The sequence below is a fragment of the Mesorhizobium sp. M0830 genome (genome assembly GCF_040319965.1).
Classification (GTDB): Bacteria; Pseudomonadota; Alphaproteobacteria; order Rhizobiales; family Rhizobiaceae; genus Mesorhizobium.
In genome coordinates this window covers 1-15,947 of sequence record NZ_JAMYOR010000076.1, presented here as the reverse complement: position 1 = coordinate 15,947, position 15,947 = coordinate 1, and the positions used below count along the sequence as shown (strand labels likewise).

At 61.6% G+C, this 15,947-nt stretch carries 27 protein-coding genes, 1 tRNA gene and 1 pseudogene; 15 read left to right on the top strand and 14 right to left on the bottom strand.

Features of this window, described 5'->3' with window-relative positions:
- Positions 1-50: 50 nt before the first annotated feature.
- Positions 51-242 carry a hypothetical protein gene (locus NKI20_RS29730; RefSeq protein WP_352837277.1) on the bottom strand — a complete coding sequence of 64 codons (192 nt, stop codon included), beginning with the start codon at positions 240-242 and terminating at the stop codon, positions 51-53.
- Positions 243-591: 349 nt separating this feature from the next.
- On the opposite strand from NKI20_RS29730, the gene NKI20_RS29725 reads away from it, so the two are divergent.
- Complete coding sequence (locus NKI20_RS29725; protein WP_023761047.1) at positions 592-1,026, top strand: hypothetical protein; 435 nt, start codon at positions 592-594, stop codon at positions 1,024-1,026.
- A 242-nt stretch (positions 1,027-1,268) separates the two neighbouring features.
- Here NKI20_RS29725 and NKI20_RS29720 read toward each other — a convergent pair whose 3' ends face one another.
- The gene (locus NKI20_RS29720; protein ID WP_352837238.1) at positions 1,269-2,270 is read right to left on the bottom strand and encodes an aldo/keto reductase; all 1,002 of its coding nucleotides are present in this window, start codon (positions 2,268-2,270) and stop codon (positions 1,269-1,271) included.
- Between the two features lie 73 nt (positions 2,271-2,343).
- Positions 2,344-2,589, bottom strand: a complete 246-nt coding sequence (locus NKI20_RS29715) for a DUF982 domain-containing protein (RefSeq protein ID WP_023761045.1) — start codon at positions 2,587-2,589, stop codon at positions 2,344-2,346.
- A 35-nt stretch (positions 2,590-2,624) separates the two neighbouring features.
- Between NKI20_RS29715 and NKI20_RS29710 the strand changes: the two genes are divergently transcribed.
- Together NKI20_RS29710 and NKI20_RS29705 are read left to right on the top strand one after the other, a co-directional pair.
- Positions 2,625-2,975 carry a hypothetical protein gene (locus tag NKI20_RS29710; RefSeq protein ID WP_352837235.1) on the top strand — a complete coding sequence of 117 codons (351 nt, stop codon included), beginning with the start codon at positions 2,625-2,627 and terminating at the stop codon, positions 2,973-2,975.
- A gap of 304 nt (positions 2,976-3,279) precedes the next feature.
- Entirely contained in the window at positions 3,280-3,519 is a 240-nt protein-coding gene (locus NKI20_RS29705) for a hypothetical protein (RefSeq protein ID WP_023761043.1), read from the top strand.
- 68 nt (positions 3,520-3,587) lie between these two features.
- On the opposite strand, the gene NKI20_RS29700 is transcribed toward NKI20_RS29705, so the two are convergent.
- Positions 3,588-3,791: a hypothetical protein gene (locus NKI20_RS29700; protein WP_352837232.1), complete on the bottom strand. Its 204-nt coding sequence runs from the start codon at positions 3,789-3,791 to the stop codon at positions 3,588-3,590.
- Between the two features lie 216 nt (positions 3,792-4,007).
- Between NKI20_RS29700 and NKI20_RS29695 the strand changes: the two genes are divergently transcribed.
- The gene (locus NKI20_RS29695; RefSeq protein WP_023761041.1) at positions 4,008-4,358 is read left to right on the top strand and encodes a type II toxin-antitoxin system RelE/ParE family toxin; all 351 of its coding nucleotides are present in this window, start codon (positions 4,008-4,010) and stop codon (positions 4,356-4,358) included.
- Entirely contained in the window at positions 4,355-4,672 is a 318-nt protein-coding gene (locus NKI20_RS29690) for a helix-turn-helix domain-containing protein (protein WP_352837229.1), read from the top strand. Before NKI20_RS29695 ends, NKI20_RS29690 begins: the two co-directional genes overlap by 4 nt.
- 21 nt (positions 4,673-4,693) lie before the next feature.
- On the opposite strand, the gene NKI20_RS29685 is transcribed toward NKI20_RS29690, so the two are convergent.
- Both NKI20_RS29685 and NKI20_RS29680 read right to left on the bottom strand, forming a co-directional pair.
- Positions 4,694-4,767: transfer RNA gene (locus tag NKI20_RS29685), tRNA-Gln, on the bottom strand.
- Positions 4,768-4,847: 80 nt separating this feature from the next.
- On the bottom strand, positions 4,848-5,141 hold the full coding sequence (locus tag NKI20_RS29680; RefSeq protein WP_352837226.1) for a hypothetical protein: 294 nt from the start codon (positions 5,139-5,141) through the stop codon (positions 4,848-4,850).
- A gap of 284 nt (positions 5,142-5,425) precedes the next feature.
- Here NKI20_RS29680 and NKI20_RS29675 point away from each other — a divergent pair, with 284 nt between their 5' ends.
- On the top strand, positions 5,426-6,529 hold the full coding sequence (locus NKI20_RS29675; RefSeq protein ID WP_352837223.1) for a sensor histidine kinase: 1,104 nt from the start codon (positions 5,426-5,428) through the stop codon (positions 6,527-6,529).
- A 23-nt stretch (positions 6,530-6,552) separates the two neighbouring features.
- Here NKI20_RS29675 and NKI20_RS29670 read toward each other — a convergent pair whose 3' ends face one another.
- Entirely contained in the window at positions 6,553-7,461 is a 909-nt protein-coding gene (locus tag NKI20_RS29670; RefSeq protein ID WP_352837220.1) for an alpha/beta fold hydrolase, read from the bottom strand.
- 147 nt (positions 7,462-7,608) lie between these two features.
- On the opposite strand from NKI20_RS29670, the gene NKI20_RS29665 reads away from it, so the two are divergent.
- Positions 7,609-7,911 carry a hypothetical protein gene (locus tag NKI20_RS29665; RefSeq protein ID WP_352601998.1) on the top strand — a complete coding sequence of 101 codons (303 nt, stop codon included), beginning with the start codon at positions 7,609-7,611 and terminating at the stop codon, positions 7,909-7,911.
- 109 nt (positions 7,912-8,020) lie between these two features.
- On the opposite strand, the gene NKI20_RS29660 is transcribed toward NKI20_RS29665, so the two are convergent.
- The 4 genes from NKI20_RS29660 to NKI20_RS29645 form a co-directional block, all read right to left on the bottom strand.
- Positions 8,021-8,266 carry a DUF982 domain-containing protein gene (locus NKI20_RS29660; protein ID WP_023761034.1) on the bottom strand — a complete coding sequence of 82 codons (246 nt, stop codon included), beginning with the start codon at positions 8,264-8,266 and terminating at the stop codon, positions 8,021-8,023.
- Positions 8,267-8,279: 13 nt separating this feature from the next.
- Complete coding sequence (locus NKI20_RS29655) at positions 8,280-8,516, bottom strand: DUF982 domain-containing protein (RefSeq protein WP_352837217.1); 237 nt, start codon at positions 8,514-8,516, stop codon at positions 8,280-8,282.
- A 145-nt stretch (positions 8,517-8,661) separates the two neighbouring features.
- Positions 8,662-9,105 carry a GFA family protein gene (locus NKI20_RS29650; RefSeq protein ID WP_352837214.1) on the bottom strand — a complete coding sequence of 148 codons (444 nt, stop codon included), beginning with the start codon at positions 9,103-9,105 and terminating at the stop codon, positions 8,662-8,664.
- 99 nt (positions 9,106-9,204) lie between these two features.
- The gene (locus NKI20_RS29645; protein WP_023761031.1) at positions 9,205-9,384 is read right to left on the bottom strand and encodes a DUF3606 domain-containing protein; all 180 of its coding nucleotides are present in this window, start codon (positions 9,382-9,384) and stop codon (positions 9,205-9,207) included.
- A gap of 255 nt (positions 9,385-9,639) precedes the next feature.
- Here NKI20_RS29645 and NKI20_RS29640 point away from each other — a divergent pair, with 255 nt between their 5' ends.
- On the top strand, positions 9,640-10,083 hold the full coding sequence (locus tag NKI20_RS29640) for a DoxX family protein (RefSeq protein WP_352837211.1): 444 nt from the start codon (positions 9,640-9,642) through the stop codon (positions 10,081-10,083).
- Between the two features lie 9 nt (positions 10,084-10,092).
- Here the strand turns inward: NKI20_RS29640 and NKI20_RS29635 are convergent, their stop codons facing one another.
- Positions 10,093-10,398 carry a hypothetical protein gene (locus NKI20_RS29635; protein ID WP_023761029.1) on the bottom strand — a complete coding sequence of 102 codons (306 nt, stop codon included), beginning with the start codon at positions 10,396-10,398 and terminating at the stop codon, positions 10,093-10,095.
- Between the two features lie 103 nt (positions 10,399-10,501).
- Positions 10,502-10,771: a hypothetical protein gene (locus NKI20_RS29630; protein WP_352728954.1), complete on the bottom strand. Its 270-nt coding sequence runs from the start codon at positions 10,769-10,771 to the stop codon at positions 10,502-10,504.
- Between the two features lie 345 nt (positions 10,772-11,116).
- Between NKI20_RS29630 and NKI20_RS29625 the strand changes: the two genes are divergently transcribed.
- From NKI20_RS29625 to NKI20_RS29595, 7 genes are all read left to right on the top strand, one after another.
- Positions 11,117-11,530 (top strand): hypothetical protein, encoded by a 414-nt coding sequence (locus NKI20_RS29625; RefSeq protein WP_352837208.1) that lies wholly within the window; start codon positions 11,117-11,119, stop codon positions 11,528-11,530.
- Positions 11,523-11,933, top strand: coding sequence for a hypothetical protein (locus NKI20_RS29620; protein ID WP_352837205.1), 411 nt, complete (start codon positions 11,523-11,525; stop codon positions 11,931-11,933). Before NKI20_RS29625 ends, NKI20_RS29620 begins: the two co-directional genes overlap by 8 nt.
- Positions 11,872-12,567 (top strand): terminase large subunit domain-containing protein, encoded by a 696-nt coding sequence (locus NKI20_RS29615; RefSeq protein WP_352837202.1) that lies wholly within the window; start codon positions 11,872-11,874, stop codon positions 12,565-12,567. The genes NKI20_RS29620 and NKI20_RS29615 overlap by 62 nt, the downstream gene beginning before the upstream one ends.
- Before the next feature lie 335 nt (positions 12,568-12,902).
- Entirely contained in the window at positions 12,903-13,667 is a 765-nt protein-coding gene (locus NKI20_RS29610; protein ID WP_352837199.1) for a hypothetical protein, read from the top strand.
- Positions 13,668-13,670: 3 nt separating this feature from the next.
- The gene (locus NKI20_RS29605; RefSeq protein WP_352837197.1) at positions 13,671-14,225 is read left to right on the top strand and encodes a hypothetical protein; all 555 of its coding nucleotides are present in this window, start codon (positions 13,671-13,673) and stop codon (positions 14,223-14,225) included.
- Entirely contained in the window at positions 14,200-14,766 is a 567-nt protein-coding gene (locus tag NKI20_RS29600; RefSeq protein WP_352837194.1) for a hypothetical protein, read from the top strand. The genes NKI20_RS29605 and NKI20_RS29600 overlap by 26 nt, the downstream gene beginning before the upstream one ends.
- A 177-nt stretch (positions 14,767-14,943) precedes the next feature.
- A complete protein-coding gene (locus NKI20_RS29595) occupies positions 14,944-15,699 on the top strand; it encodes a phage terminase large subunit family protein (protein ID WP_352837191.1) in 756 nt (251 codons plus the stop codon).
- Between the two features lie 143 nt (positions 15,700-15,842).
- Here NKI20_RS29595 and NKI20_RS29590 read toward each other — a convergent pair.
- A pseudogene (locus tag NKI20_RS29590) lies at positions 15,843-15,947 on the bottom strand (IS5/IS1182 family transposase); the annotation flags it as partial.

Here is a 15,947-nt window from a genome sequence, read left to right as displayed (position 1 = left end):
CGCCGGATGGTGAACCGCTTGCGGCAAGATGCCGGATACCCGCGTGATGATCACGACGATTGCCAGAGGTCCGACCCATGACCCGTGTGCTTGGGCGGCCGGTCGTTCTCATCCGGATTGGGGACCGGCTCTTCATCGGGAAGACCGTCCGGATCCGGCTCGCGCATGGGCTTCGGTTCGGGAACCGGCGGCGGCGTGGGTGTTGGAACAGGCATTGGGTCGGGGTTAGGCAGAATGGCCATGAAGTAACTCCTGCATGGGCGCTTGGTGGTTGGTCGACATCTGGCGGGATGTCGACCAACCGACATCCAGGTGTCCTCAGTCAGAAAGTCATCGAGCGATCTTAGTCTCACGCGTACTTGAAAGCGTCTCGACCAGGGCTGATGCGGGCAGAACGGTCGGGCTTGCGGATTGGTTCCGCCGCGGTTTCGATTGCGACCGGGACGCGGGATCGCGAGCAGCGTAGCGGAAAGGAGCCACGCCGCCCAAATGAATCGCCGTACCGCACATCTCCGGGTCTTGCCGACCTCACCGGGCGCCATAATTCCATTCAAGGCTGAACCGAATTCAGCCGCTGAATAGGAGGCGTCCGTGAAGCATCAAACCGTTGACCAACTGAATGCCGTTGCCGACGTCCACGCCGAGGCAACCCATCTTCTCGCGACCCGAGGCGAACGCCTCGAACGCTGGGCGCAGCTTCTGGAGCAAAATCCCAACAGGGTCCTAGGGGCGCTGACGGGGACCGAGCACCAATCCGTGGAGACGCGCGAAAGAATGCGTTCCGCGGGATCACCGATCACAATTGCTTTCGAAGATCCGGTGTTTCGCGCGCTGGGCTTGAAGGAGGATACCTACGGTGAGGCCAAGCGCTTCTTCGAGCTGACCGATTGGCAGCTCCACGGGATCGTCTGCCATTGCCATGTAGGCGCCACGATGACGGCACGATGGGCCGCATCCCGTGTCCGCGCGGCAATGTCTGGAAGATCCGGTTTCTTCGCGTGGCTGCGAGGAGCGTTTATGCACTGAAGGCCGATGCCCGGCTGGCGAACATCGCGCACGATGTGGAGCCGGGCTGAACGACTGCTTGAAGAACGATGAGGCGGAAGCGGGCCTCTCCGCCTCCTGTCGATTGTGCTGGATGGCGCCGCTTGACGCAGTCGCCCGCCGAACATGTCAAGTGAACCCTCGCGTCGAACACCGGAGCGATGCCGGCGGCGTTCAGGCTGGCTCCGCCAGCACCGCAAAAAGCGAAGAGGGCCGACGCCGCTCTACCGATCGACCATCGCCATGCCCCGCTCGGTGTAGCGTGGGCCAGCGATTTTTCCGGGCGCCAGGGCGTCGTCGAGCGCGGCCATTTCGGAGGCGTTGAGTTTCAGCGATGCGGCGGCGACGTTCTCCTCCAGATATCTGATCCGCTTGGTGCCGGGGATCGGCACGATGTCGATGCCAAAGCCGCTGCCCTTCTGCAGCAGCCAGGCCAACGCGATCTGGCCGGGCTTGACGCCCCGAGCAGTCGCGACGTCGCGCACCTTGGCCGCCGCCTCGACATTGGCGTCGTAGTTTTGCCCCTGATAGCGCGGGTCGTTGCGGCGGTAGTCGCCTTCGGCATAGTCCTCCGCGCGCTTGACCTCGCCGGTAAGAAAACCGCGGCCGAGCGGCGAAAACGGCACAAGGCCGATGCCGAGTTGCCTGAGCAGCGGGATGATCTCCGGCTCGAGATTGCGCTCCCACAGCGAGTATTCGCTCTGCACCGCCGACACCGGATGCACGGCATGCGCCCGGCGGATGTTGGCCGCACCCGCCTCCGACAGGCCGAAGAAGCGCACCTTTCCCTCGGCGACAAGTTCGCCGACGGCGCCCGCGACATCCTCCATCGGCACTGCCGGGTCGACGCGGTGCTGGTAGATGAGGTCGATATGGTCAGTGGCGAGCCGGCCGAGCGAGGCTTCCACGGCCTCACGAATGTGCCCGGGCCGGCTATCGGTTCCGACCTGCTTGCCGTTTTCGATGCGGAAGCCGAATTTGGTGGCGATCGTCACCTGGTCGCGCTTTCCCTTCAAAGCCCGGCCGAGCAGCGCCTCGTTGGTGAAAGGACCATAGACCTCGGCGGTGTCGAGGAAAGTGCAGCCGAGTTCGATGGCGCGGTGCAGCGTGGCGATGGATTCGGACTCATCGGCCGGACCGTAGGACTGGCTCATGCCCATGCAGCCGAGGCCGATGGCCGAGACTTGCAGCCCCTGGCTGCCGAGCTTGCGTGTCTTCAGGGTCATGATGGGGTCTCCAGGAGGGGGATGCCGCGACTATAGCAGCCGCACCGACTTTGGCCGATCTAATCGACGCGGCCTACTCGACAAGGATGTGGGCTTCACGTGCGGCCTCGACAAGCGCCGACCTGGCGATATCGGGGGCAACATCGCCGCTCGTCGCCCGGCGGCAGGCGCGCAACGCGGTTTGATGTTTTGGGCTGCCGGGGTCACGCCAATGTGTCGTGAGCAATTCAATGGCTTGCTGCGTATTGGACAGATAGTAGATGGAACCGGCGACTCCGACCGACACCGCCACCGGTTTGGAAAACCATGCAGTTTGCATTGGAAACCTCGACTGGGCTGAAGCCATAAACGCATTTGGCAGCCCAAGGTTTCGTCGGTGCCAATCACTCTGGCGTGAGTTTTCCGAAACATGCGGTCTTCGGGTGGAAGACCGTTCCGGAAATTGCCTTATTGGATCGAAGCTGGGCGGGGCAGATCGAGCGGAGAACTCGCGCGCTCGCCATCCTCGTCAGCGACGCCATCCGCGAACAGGCCGGCCACGCAGTCGAATTCGACTGCCACGCCAACGAGTTGCGCCGCCTGCAGGACCAGATGTTCAATGTCCTCAAGGGCGACGTTCTCGGCCAGATTCCGGACCCTCACCCGTTCCGCCACCGCCGTGATGTTGATGATGCCGTTCTTCTCAAACGCCACCAGAACCGCTGACGTGACGTCATCGCGCAGGCGCGTCGAATAATCATACCGCATTCGAAACCTCCCGAAGGGGATCGGTTTTCTGTTCCTGGGAGTATGCGCCGAGCGTCGACTCGCGGCAAGGAAAATCTACGAAATTTTCTTGTAAAATCAAATAGTTAGTATAATTACAGGAATGCCCGTTCGGCGTCTTTATCTCACTATGTGCACGATGCGCCGTTCACCCACCAGTGGCTCTTGACGGACTATGAGTGCGTTCCTAATTATGAGGTAAATACTAATTCAACTCATTCTAGGTCCTGAGCGAGGAAACGCCATGGCTGAACTGGAACGTCCCGAACGGTTGCAAATCATGCTGACGTCCGATGAGTTGGCGGCGTTGGAGAATTGGCGCTACGACAAGCGCATGCCGAGCCGCTCGGCCGCGGTTAGGGAACTGCTGCGGCGCGGTTTGACCTCGGATGGATTCCTGACCGCGGAGCACGGGTTGAAGTCGCGGGATTTTGGAATCCTGCCCACCGCCGGCGACGGGATTGCCGAAGGCGGCAAGGATTAACTGCAGCCGCGCTGATCGCGACCAGCAACGTGCTGGCTGATATGCCGGCACGCGGCTTGCTGTTGCCTCTATAGAATGTTGGTCGTCACTTCGACGACGATCGTTGCACCTTCCAGCGAACCGTTGGTCACATGCACGACGCGGGACACCCGCAGATCCTGTGTATTTCCATCGATCGACAGCGAAACGCTTTCCCCGATCCGTGGAACCGCCTGGAAAATTGCATCGGTGGCAGGTCGGTTGTCGATCGATATGCGGCAACTGACGGTCATGGGATATCTCCTGTGTCTGACGGGTGCGGTCGTCAACGCAGGGTCTGCGAAATGGTTTCAGGGAGAGCTTTCTTGGCGGTACCTGCCGCGACGGCATGTTGGCAATGAGCACATTGACCACTGTGCCTCTCGCGCGCAAGCCCGAAATCCGAAGGGAAAACTACGGGACGTCCGTAGTTTGACTTGCCCTTTTACGGAAATTCCGTAGTATTGGCCATGCACACAGTCGTCGAAACGCCAGCATACCTTTCCGCCGGCCACGCCGCCGGCATGTCCGAGGAGGAGCGGACAGAGGTTGTCGAACTTCTCGGAGACGAGCCTCGGTACGGCAAGGTGATGAAGGGCACAGGCGGCTGTCGGAAATTCCGTGTTGCCGGTCGCGGGCATGGCAAGAGCGGCGGCTATCGAATCGTGACCGTGTTCGGCGGTGAGGATATTCCAGTGTTCCTCCTGACCGTGTTCGGCAAGGGCGAGAAGGACAATTTGTCGAAGGCCGAGTGCAATGACCTCGCAAAACTGACGAAGATCTTGATCGACACCTACGGAAAGAAGGGAAAAGCGAAATGAGCAAGAGTGCGTTCAACAAGATCAGGGCCGGTCTCGACGACGCCATCGCGTTCGCTGAGGGTGATACCGACTGGGCCGTGATCCATGTGCCGGAGCGGGTCGATGTCCGCGCAATTCGCAAAGTCCTCCACCTCAATCAAGAGGCCTTCGCAGCCCGGTTCGGCTTCGGCCTTGCTCGTTTGCGCGATTGGGAGCAGGGCAGGTCAGCGCCCGACAGCGCGGTGCGCGCCTATCTCACCGTGATCAAGAAGAACCCCGAGGCCGTGGAGCAGGCACTTGGCGCCGAGGAGACCGAGGCGCGGCTTGCCGGCTAGGCATCTGTTGAAATCAATTGCTGGTTCCCGCTCATGGGCTCGAACCACGATTCACGCCTTCAAAGGGCGCTGTCCTACCATTAGACGAAGCGGGAAGATGCAATTGCCCTAACACCCGTAGCCGGTTCGCGCGCCGGGATCAACGCAGTGCTGCGGCAAAGGCGCGTGGCTGGCATCAGTTCGGGAAGTTGTTGACAGGCTCCTCACAGCGGTAGACCGGGCAGCCGCCGTCACGGGTCGGGACATAGGCCGACATCGGCACCTCGGGCCAGTCGCATTCGTTGCCGAACTGCCTGACATAGCGGTCATAGGTGTTGGGGCCGGTGGTCAGCACCACGGCGCGGCGGCTCTGGATCAGTTGCTGGAGCTGATCGCAGCTCATCGCGCGGGTATCCGGCCGGGCCTCCGCGAGGCCGGTCGCGGCAAGCAGGATCGCTACCGTCATCAAGGCAATTTTGCGCATCGGCATGGCGGTTCCCTTGAACTGACCTGTTAGGTGAACTGACGTGTCAGGCGAAACTCGCATTTCGGCCCGAAGTTCCGCAACAGCCAACTTGCCGCGCACTTGCGGCGCAACCGAACGGGGCGTCGTGGACGGGGATGGACGGCTGCGGCCGGCGTCGAGCACAGCTCCTTCGTCTTGGCGCGGTCGTTGGAGACCGCCGCCAAGCCGGTGACGGAAACAGAATCTTGCGCGGCGATTGCAACCAAATCGGACCGCCGCGCATTGCTGGCGCTGGTGGAACCTGTCCAATGGGCGAGAAGGCTGCGCAAGGAGGGGATGGGACGTTGAAGGAATTGGCGAGCCTTGAGGCGTCGACCAATGTCAGCGCCGACGCACGGCTGGCGGCTATCATCGATTCGTCCTTCGATGCCATCATCAGCAAGGATCTGAACAGTATCATCACCAGTTGGAACGGGGCGGCGCAGCGCATGTTCGGCTACGCTGCCGAGGAGGCTATCGGCCGGTCGATGCTGATGCTCGTTCCCGATCATCTCAGGGATGAGGAGGCCGACATTATCGTCCGGGTTCGCAACGGCGAACGGGTGGCCAGCTATGAGACGATCCGGCAACGCAAGGACGGTAGCTTCATTGCCGTGTCGCTGACCATCTCGCCAATCAGGAATATTACAGGCGAGATCATCGGTGCTTCGAAGATCGCCCGCGACATCACCGCGACCAGGGAGAGCGAGCGCAGAATCCGGCATTTGCTGCGAGAGGTGAACCATCGCGTCAAGAACCAGTTCGCGGTGATCCTCTCGATGATCAGGGAGACGAGCAAACGCTCGACCGATCCGCGCGAATTCGAAGAGCTGATCCGCTCCCGCATCATGGCGCTGTCGCGGTCGCACGACCTGCTGGTGAACTCGGATTGGGCGGGTGCCAGCCTTTTCGACCTCGTCCAGGAGCAGCTCAAGCCATTCGGCCGCGAGGAACAGGTATCGCTCTCCGGACCGCTTTTGACCCTGCAGCCGAACGCCGTGCAAAATCTCGGCATGGCCTTTCATGAGCTCGGCACCAACTCTTCCAAATATGGCGCGCTGGCGTGCGATGCCGGACGGCTGGAGATCACCTGGCAGATCGCCAATGGTGTTTCGGGAAACCGGGAAATCCATCTCGCCTGGGACGAGACGATGCCGAAGCAAGGGGAGCGGCGGGACGAAAGCACGCGCAAGGGCTTCGGCACCGTCGTGCTGCAACGGGTCGCTCCGCAGTCGCTGAACGGCTCGGCGGTCCTGAAGCGGAGCCCGGGCCATCTCAGCTGGTCGCTGACGGCGCCGCTGGAATCGATCATCGTTCCGCAACTCGGCGCCGAAATCGCTGCTGCCGACAGCGAGCCGTCTTTCCGCCCTTGAGGTCTATTCAGCCATTTCACCCGCTACGATCTGTCCGGATCGGCTTCACCGAAGAAGCCGGCCAGCGCCTCGGCGGTCTGTGCCGGGTTCGCCTCGGGAAAGAAATGTCCACCCGGCATCGCCTGACCGCGCACGTCATCGGCCCAGCCGCGCCACAGCGCCAGCGGCCCGCCTTCACCGGCATACCAGTCCGCGAGTGCGCCCTGGCCGCTCCACAGCGCCAGCAGCGGGCAGCGGATGCGCCGGCCGGTGGCCTTATCCGACCGGTCATGCTCGCGGTCGAGCGTGGCCGCTGCCCGATATTCCTCGCAGATGGCATGGATGTGGGAAGGCGCGCGCAAGGCATCGATGTAGGCCCGCCGCACCTCGGGTGGAAACACCGAAGGCGATGAGCCCCAGCCGCTGAGTGCATTGTCGACGATCGCCTCGGCGGCACCTGCCAGGACCTTTTCCGGCAACGGCTCGGGCTGCGCCAGCAACGACCATGGCCAGTAGCCCAGCGCCAGCCTGTCGTCGGCCCGATCCCAGGCATCGGCCGTGGCCACGATGTCGAGCACGGCAAGCCGGTCGATGCGGTCCGGATGATCGAGCGCCATCCGGTAGGCGACACGGCCGCCGCGGTCATGGCCGGCGACCATGAAGCTTGAGAAACTGAACCTTGCCATCAGCGCCACCATGTCGGCGGCCATGGCGCGCTTGGCATAGGGCGCGTGATCCGCAGCCGACGCCGGACAGGAACTGCCCCCATAGCCGCGCAGATCGGCGCAGACGACGCTGAACCGGCTGGCCAGCGTGGGCGCAATGTCGCGCCACATCAGATGCGTTTGCGGAAAGCCGTGCAGCAACAGCAGCGGCGGCCCGCTGCCGGCACGCAGCGAGAATATGACGGCGTCGCCGGTGTCGATTTTCGTACTTTGAAAATCATCGAACATGGTCGCCTCCGGCACGCGCAACGGCCGGCGAACGGGTTTGGTTGCAACGCAACCCGGGCGGAAGCGGCCAACCTTTTTCCTCGACGGGCGTTGTTCCTGTGAAGGGAAGGCCGCCGCGGGCGGCCGTCACAGGAAAGGAGGCCCGGGATGAGAATTCTCGCCATCATACCATGCGGCCTGATGCTGGCGCTGGCGGCGCCGGCGGCTGCCCAGACCGACCAGCAGAACGACAGCACAGTGCCGCAGGCCGACAAATGCCGTGCGCAGCCGGAGCAAGGTGCAAAACAGCAGCCCGACAGCGGCAATCTGACGGAGAAGCTCAGCGATTGCGGCGGTGTGCTGAAACCGCCCCCCACAGGTGATCAAGGAATGGCCGCGCCGGCGCCCGACGAAGGCAAGACGCCGGTGATCAAGCCTGGCGAAGTGCCGCCCCAGCCGCCGAAGCAATAGAGGCAGGGCCTGTTATCGTCGGGCGGCGCAACCTCGTCTGGGGTTCGAGACCTCTCGCCCGGTCGTACAAGGCGACCCTTTCCGTGGGTCCATCGGCCCCAACACATTCTTACCGCACAATCACGCCGGCGTGGCTGCAGAGCGCAGCGAACGCTTCCTGCGCCTGGGCGGCACTTGCCTTGTCTTCCATCGCTGCCTCGACCTGTTCGCGCGCCGCCTGATAAAACGGACCACGCTTGGCCTGCGGCCAGTCGATCAGGATTTCGCTGGCATCCTTGACCGTCGTGACGTCGCGGATAGTGTCCGAGCCATGTGCCTTGATCCGCATCGGCGTGGGCAGCATCAAGTCGGCCATGTCTTGTTCCCCGTCATTGGAGGAGTTTTGCTTCGCGCGCGGCGTCGATCATCGCCCGCATCGCCTTTTCCGGCGGGGTCCAGCCGTCCAGCGCGTCGCGACAGCTGCGCAGGGCCGCCCTGTAGCGCTGGCCGCGGCCAGTCGGCCAGTCGCCGAGACATTCCAGGCCCTCCCAGGCGCTGCGGACGACGCGCTCATCCTCGGGGGCGAATTTCAGCCGGATCGACCGGGGAAACATCTTGTCGTTCAACGGGTCGTCTCCATGACTGATGCCAAACGCATGCCCGCGGGCTTGGGCCGAGGCTGCGCAGCGATTTGGGACAACGACATGCACAAAAAGAGGCGTCGGATAACGTCGGCGACAGGGCAGGGTTCCCTTCGCGAACGATCAAATTTCACTCGCCTGCATCGATATCCGACAGCGATCTTGGCGCCGGCACCTCGGCGGCGTGCGCCGTCGGCCGGTCATGCTCGAACTGTTCGGTGCCGGGCAAGGCATGCAGCCAGGCTTCGCGCCTCGAGGTCCACAATTCATATTCGGGCGCGAGATCGGTCGGCGCGACGTCGAGGCTGCCGAGCGCCACCTCGGCCTCGGTGTCGTCGACCCAGGCAACGCGGCCGCCGCAGGTCGGGCAAAAGCTGCGCGTGCCGTAGGAGCTGATGAGGCCGGTGGTCTCGAAGGCTTCGCGCGGCCAGACGGCAAAGGCGGAATAGGCCGAGCCGCCGGCCTTGCGGCAATCCTTGCAATGGCAAAGGCCAACGCGCAGCGGCGGTCCGCTGACCGAGAACTGCACGCCACCGCACAGGCAACTGCCGGTCCTGCGTATGGTGTCGGACATGGTCGTGGCCTCCATCCTTGTCAGCCTGCGAGCTCCCGGGCCGGGCGGGATGGGCTCATCCATCAGAGACGATCCCCACCCCGATCGTCGCGCCAGGCTCTAGCCGCGTGCCGCCATATGGGCGTCGAGCTTCTTGCGCGATGGCCCGTAGCGCTTGATGATGGTCTGCGCCTCGCTTGGCGGAATGCCGTATTTGCGGGCAAAGGCAGCGACCTCGTAGGTCTCGTCGCTCGAGACCAGCTTGCGGTCCTGTTTGGTCTTCGACTTGTCGTCAGCCATGTCGGTCTCGCTTTCTGTTGTCGGGAACATGCAGCCGTCGGCGCACGATCCCGCGATTAACAGGACATAACACAGATCGGCGCCGCGGGTTCCGCAAGCACGACAATAAGCCCGGGTGGTTCCGCACGGTCATGGATTCAAGGAGGCACTCCGGATAAAGCGGGTTTCCAGACAAAAATCTGCTCCGGGGGTGTCGGACCGGGCGTCGGTCGCGCGTCCTTGGGTCGGAACCCATTGCAAACCTGGAGAACGACCATGTCGTCGCAAATCACACAGTCGCAAATCACACAGTCGCCGTGGCAGACCACGGCGCTTCTCATCGCCCGCCTGATCTTCGCTGGCGTCTTCCTGATGGCCGTAAGCTTCAAGTTCATGGGCATGGAGGCGACCGCCGGCTACATCGCCGCGGCCGGCTTTCCGTTTCCATTGTTCCTGGCCTGGTGCGCGGCGATCCTGGAAGTCGCCCTGGTGCTGTGCTTCCTGACCGGTGCCTTCTTCTCGCAGGCGGCCCTGATCGCTGCCGCCTATGTGCTGTTCCTCGGCCTTGTCTTCCACGGACCCAGCCACTGGGCCGGCAACCAGGCCGAGTTCGGCTTCTTCGTCGACCATTTTTCCTTCCTGGCCGGACTGCTGTTTGCCGCCGTGCATGGGCCGGGCAAGGTGCTTTCGCTCAATCTGGGATGGCCGGGTAGGGCTTGAGGCGAAGGATCACAGCTGGTCGTTGTAGGGTTCCTTTATCTTGCCGACCATGCGGGCCAGCTTCGAAAAGGAGGGCATGTCGACCTCCGGCTGGCACTGATTGGCGAGTTCCAGCAGCCGGAGTGGAAAGTTGATGGCGTCGCGGCTGGACGCGGACATGGCTTCGGATCGCTCCTGGCTGGTTTCGCAGGCCTCGGTCTTGCGCAAGGCGAGGTCTATTTCCTCTGCCGTCAGCACCCCCTTTTGAACCAGGAGTCGGTTGATCGATGCGACGGCCATCAGCAGGCCCTCAAGTTGCAGATTGGCGACATTCATGGCGATTGCTCCTGTGACTACGATCGAAACGCGCGAGCGCCGTTTTCGCTCCGGACGCGGCGGATTGCCCGCCGGAATGACCAGCAAGCCGGAGCCAAACGGCCTATTCCTGCGTCAGGCGCTCGCCATACTCACGCCACAGCGCCTTCACCTCCAGGCCGCCGAGGCGCGCGATGGAAGGATCGCCGCAGCTGATGGCGACGGCGCTGATGTCGTATTGGGGGTAGGCGTGGGCGACGAAGCGGATCGCCTCGCCAAGCGAACGCACGCGGATGACCGGATCGGCCTGGCCCTGGCCAGTGCTGCGCACGCCGGAAACCGTGGCCGGTGCATGCCGCATCCTGAACACGGATGCCATGGCTGGTCTGTCCATCGTCCTCTCCCATTAGGCCGTGCGACGGGAATCATTCCATGAGCGTCGTCTAATGATTCCACACCCGCTGGCTCATGGCCAGCCGGCCGGTGAAAACGGGAATTGCTGGCGCCGGTCGGGTAGCGGCTTCGACCGATATAGGAATTTTTTCTCAGAATTCTGTTGACGGGTGAGGGCAGCTATGCTACATATTTGCCTATGGTGCTGAGTTGCGCCACCGACCCGCCGCCGAGGCGGGTTTTGCGTTTTTGGGCTGCCTTTGATCGGAAGCCTGCCTGTGTTGTCGATGCGGTTATCGACGGCACAGAGGGGCGCGACGGAGCGCGGCATCTTGCGAGAAATCCAATGTCCACACGCTACGCCACCATCATCACCGGCGATGACGGCCAGGAAATCGTGAGCGCCATCGGCGAGTTCGAAGGGGCGGCGCCGCAGCCCCGTCTGGGCCGTGTCGAACCGGTCGCGCCCGGCGTGCTGATCGGCATGGTGCGGGATGCGGCCGGTGGCTTTTGTTTCCCGCAGGCAGGCATCGCCGGACAGCTTGTCGGTCTCGTCATGGCGCGGCTCAAGGCCCGGGCCGGTGTGGTAAAGCCCGCCCAGGCGGCAAAGCCGAAGCGCGCCCAAGGAGCCACGAAGAGGGCTAGGAAGAAATCCATCCGCTCGAAGAAGCGGGCCAGCAGGCCAGCGCCGCCGAAGGCCCGCACGATGGTTTCTGCCGCCGATGCCACCAATGCCACGGACGGCCACGTCCATGACTGACAAACCCGCTGCCAAGCCCACGCGCGCCAAGGCAAAGCCGGCAAGGCGCAAACCCGCCGCCACGCCAGCGTCTGTCAAGCCGCGCCCCAAGCGCGCGAAAAAGACGCTGGGCGACGACTTCCTGGCTGCCGTGCGCGCCGATTTCCGCACCCATGGCGCCGGCGTCATCGCCGAGGTGCGCGCCGACAAGCCGGACCAGTATCTGAAGATCGTGCTTTCGGTGCTGCCCAAGGATTTGCATGTCACCATCAACCAACTGGACGGCTTGAGCGATGACGAGATCCGCAACCGCATCCGCGCCCTTGAGGGCGTCGTCAAACCGTTCCTCGAAGACCTCGGTGATGTCCGCGAGGACGGAATATCTGGCGCTGCTAGCGGAACTGGACCGCAGGCGCCGCACTAATCTTCTTGCCGCTTACAAGCCGTATCAACGCCAGGCCGAGTTTCACGCGGCGGGAGCAGAGAATCGCGAGCGCCTGTTCATGGCCGGCAACCAGCTCGGCAAGACCAGGGCCGGCGGTGCGGAATGGGCCATGCACCTGACCGGCCGCTATCCCTCGTGGTGGCAAGGCAAGGTTTTCGACTCGGCCGTGCGGCTATGGGCAGCCGGCGTCACCGGCGAAGGCACGCGCGACAATCCGCAGCGCGTGCTGGTCGGCCCGCCGCAGCAGCAGGCGGCCTGGGGCACCGGCATGATCCCCGCCGACGCCATCGTCCAGACCGCCATGGGCCGCGGCGCGCCCGGTGCGCTCGACAGCGTCGTGGTGCGCTGGGGCGGCGGCGGCGATGTGCAGGCCGATGAATCGGTGCTGTCGTTCAAGAGCTTCGAGAAGGGTCGCGAGAAATGGCAGGGCGAGACCCTGCACGGCGTCTGGTTCGACGAGGAACCGCCGCTGGATATCTATTCCGAGGGGCTGACGCGGACCAACGCGACCGGCGGCATTACGATCGTCACGTTCACGCCGCTGCTTGGGATGAGCGATGTGGTGTTGTTGTTTTTGTCGGCGGGTGAGGTGGAGGGGATGGGGAAGAGGTGACTTTCCTTCCCGTGGCGATCGTTCAGACGGTCAGCTTTCCAAACTGAACGAGTGGTTCGATTCCCGCTACTCGCTCCACCTTGTGCCGCAGGGGGTGCGCCTGACTTGTATAAGAGTCTGGAAAATCGGCGTTTTTACAGGGTGCGTTTCCTCTTTGGGCGTGTTGAGACCCGAACCCGCGATAAAAGCTCTCCCAGGGCTCGGGAATTTGACGCGACTGTGGTGACGATTTTTTGTCGCAATAAGGCACTTGTTATCATTTTACCCACCATGGTGCTAGCGGTTGCTTTCCAGTACGGCATGATGCAGAAAGCTTTCATATTGGGGTTCTTGGAATGGCAATGGTCGATTGGAAGGGGCAAAACGTTCAATTGGTTTGGTTCCTAGCCGATGTTGACGGGGTTTCGGCAGCCGAGATTTTTAGGCGGATTTGGGACGAAGAGCCTGAACAAGCTCACAACAATCGCGTACCCAACCCTTCGAATCCGTTTCTGAGTCTTGCTTCCTCGATCGATGATGGCGTTCAATCTCAGGTCCAAGTGCAACCAGGACGTGTGGATGTCGTAATCAGTACCGACATTCCCAACGAGAGCGCGAATGTATTTGGTGCTTTGTTTGATTTGGAAGAGAGATTAAATTTCCTGCTGAACCGAAATGAAACTGTTTCGATAATTTCAAAAGACGCATTTCGAATAGCATTGGTGGCGACCTCTATGAAGCCGGTTGAATCTTACTCGGATGGTGTCAAGGAATTCATCAGCGCTTTAGGCTTTGACTTTGGTATTGCAAACGCGACTGACCTCATGTTCCAGATCAATTCGAGATTCAGCCTTGGAGACATTATCGCAAATAGACTGGTACAGCTTTCTACGGTGGGATTTCAGTCGTTTGCCTTTCCGCTTGCGCCCGGTAGCGTGTTGCCCCACCTTTCTACTTCGACCATCCCTGCGCAGTTTGTCGCTCGCAGGCACTTCGATTTCAACACAGTGCCTGACGGCAAGCTATTGGAGCGCGACAAACTGAGACATATATTTAGAGGGCTGGCAGACGAACTGTTGCGAGTTATAGCAGTAGGAAATCTGAGTGGGCTGAGGAACTGAGCGATGGCGAATACGCGAGTTCTAGAATGGCAAGAGATGGCACGTGCTGCCACCACAAAAGAAGAAATCATTCCCTACCCCGAAGGCGGCTCTGGGGTTGAGATTGAAGATAAGCCGCGCTGGTATGGCTTGTTCAGCAATTCGATAACACTGCCCGAGCGGCCCAATAGCGATCGCTCACGCAAGTTTGTAAGCCTCGTCGAGGCGATGAGGCGGATGGCCGAATTGCCAGCGAACCATGATTTCTATCTCGATCCCCAGACAGCCAAGAAGTCTGAAGCCCTGGTCGCGCTTCTGAACCACAATTTTAAAATTGGGGTCCCGAAGCTGTTCCCGCACGAAGGGGATGCCGTGCTGACGTGGGACTCTGAAGTAATAAAGAGGTATTTGACGGTTGAGCAGGGCGAAATCGACCTTATGGTTTTAAATAAGCAGACAAAAGTTCGCTGTTCGGAGGAACTTTCATTTAATACTGCAGACGACCTCAAGGACTGGCTAATAAAATTTGGCGGAATCGTGACGCCGGACAGCGATGCCGATAGTACAGATGCTTTGTGATGATATTATCTGTCGTTCGATTCTGTATCCAAAATCCTTTCCAAATGATGTGTTCGATGCCGAAACTCTGGTGAAACTTGACGAGATTGATGGCGGCTCCTACGCAATCTCAGTTGCATCGCGTTTTTTGCTGGGTTCCGATGATGCTGCACACAAATATGGCTGTCGAGCTGCCGTGGCAAGCAATACAAGATTCGCATCTCGGAATGGCCGCTTGCCCGAACCAGACAAAGAGCAGGTATACTACCTGGGGTTTTATAATTTGAGGGCGGGCGCGGTCCAGGATGTCAAGCTTGACTGCTATCTTCTAGGTATCAAGTGGAAGCCTGAAAACGACGAAGATGCGCACTTCGAAATTCAACTAAGCGCGCCCGGCGCCGGCCATAGCAAGAAAGAACTTAAAGAGGATCGCAAGCTTGCCAGGCAACTGATAGCGTTGTGCCTAATGGGCGCGCACCGTCATGTCTGTACGATTGACGAGAGCCGAAGTGCCGCCCTCGACGCGATCCAGTTACCTGACCTAGCTGAACAGGCCGCCTAGGTTCTCTTTCCGTGCCTCATTGAGCTGCGGCGGGGGTGAGCGGGGCCTCTCAGAACTTGGGTTCCTCGCTCCCGCAAAAGCGGGGGAGAGATGGCCGCGAAGCGGCCGGAGAGGGGGCTTCGTAAGGCGCTGGCGCTAGGATTCTCCTCGAACGATGTAAGTCGGAGAACCAAAAGGATGTCCCGTCACGTCACCTTCATGACCATCGACGATGCCGAGCACTATTCGCCGCAGGAGCGCGCGGCGATCGTTGCCGCCTATCCCGCGCATGAGCGCGAGGCCCGCGCACGCGGCATTCCGGTGCTGGGGTCGGGCCGCATCTTTCCGGTGGCCGAGGAGCTGATTGCCTGCGAGCCGTTCCGGCTGCCGCGCTACTGGCCCAGGCTCGGCGCGCTGGATTTCGGCTGGGACCATCCGTCGGCCGCGGTCGAGCTTGCCTGGGATACGGAGGCCGATATCGTCTATGTCACCAAGGCGGCCCGCGCTTCGCAGCAGACGCCGGCCATGCAGGCGCTGACCTTGAGACCATGGGGCGAATGGCTGCCCTTCGCCTGGCCGCGCGACGGCCGCCGCGAGACGCTGGAAGGGGCGGGCGTGGCGCTCGCCCGGCAATATGCCGCGCACGGGCTGAACATGCTGACCCGCCACGCGCAATTCCCCGACGGGTCGGTCTCGGTCGAGGCCGGGCTGATGGAGATGCTCGACCGCATGCAGAGCGGCCGCTTCAAGGTGTTCTCGACGCTTGCCGACTGGTTTGAGGAGTTTCGGCTCTACCATCGCAAGGACGGCCAGGTGGTCAAGCTGCGGGACGATCTGATGGCGGCGACCCGTTATGGCGTGATGATGCTGCGGGAGGCTGTGGTCGATCCGGCGGAGTTCAAGGCGGCGAGAATGCCGGTGGGGCAGAGCGATCCGCTGGGGGCGTTTCGGTGAGGGTACTTCAAGGACTTCTTGCTTGAAGCCAAGTGTTTGCAGCGTTGGAGACCTGTTTAGTCCCCCACTGAAAGGGAGCCGCCATTTGAATAACCGCTAGTCCGTCATCGGCATCCAGAAGGGCTGAGAGTCCGTTTTGAAATTCACGGATGAGCGTTTCGGCGGATGAGATTGCCACCCATTGCGACAAGGATCATGGCTTGCGAGACGTCGATGCGCTGCTCGTAGTCGCGCACGAGGCGGCGCCA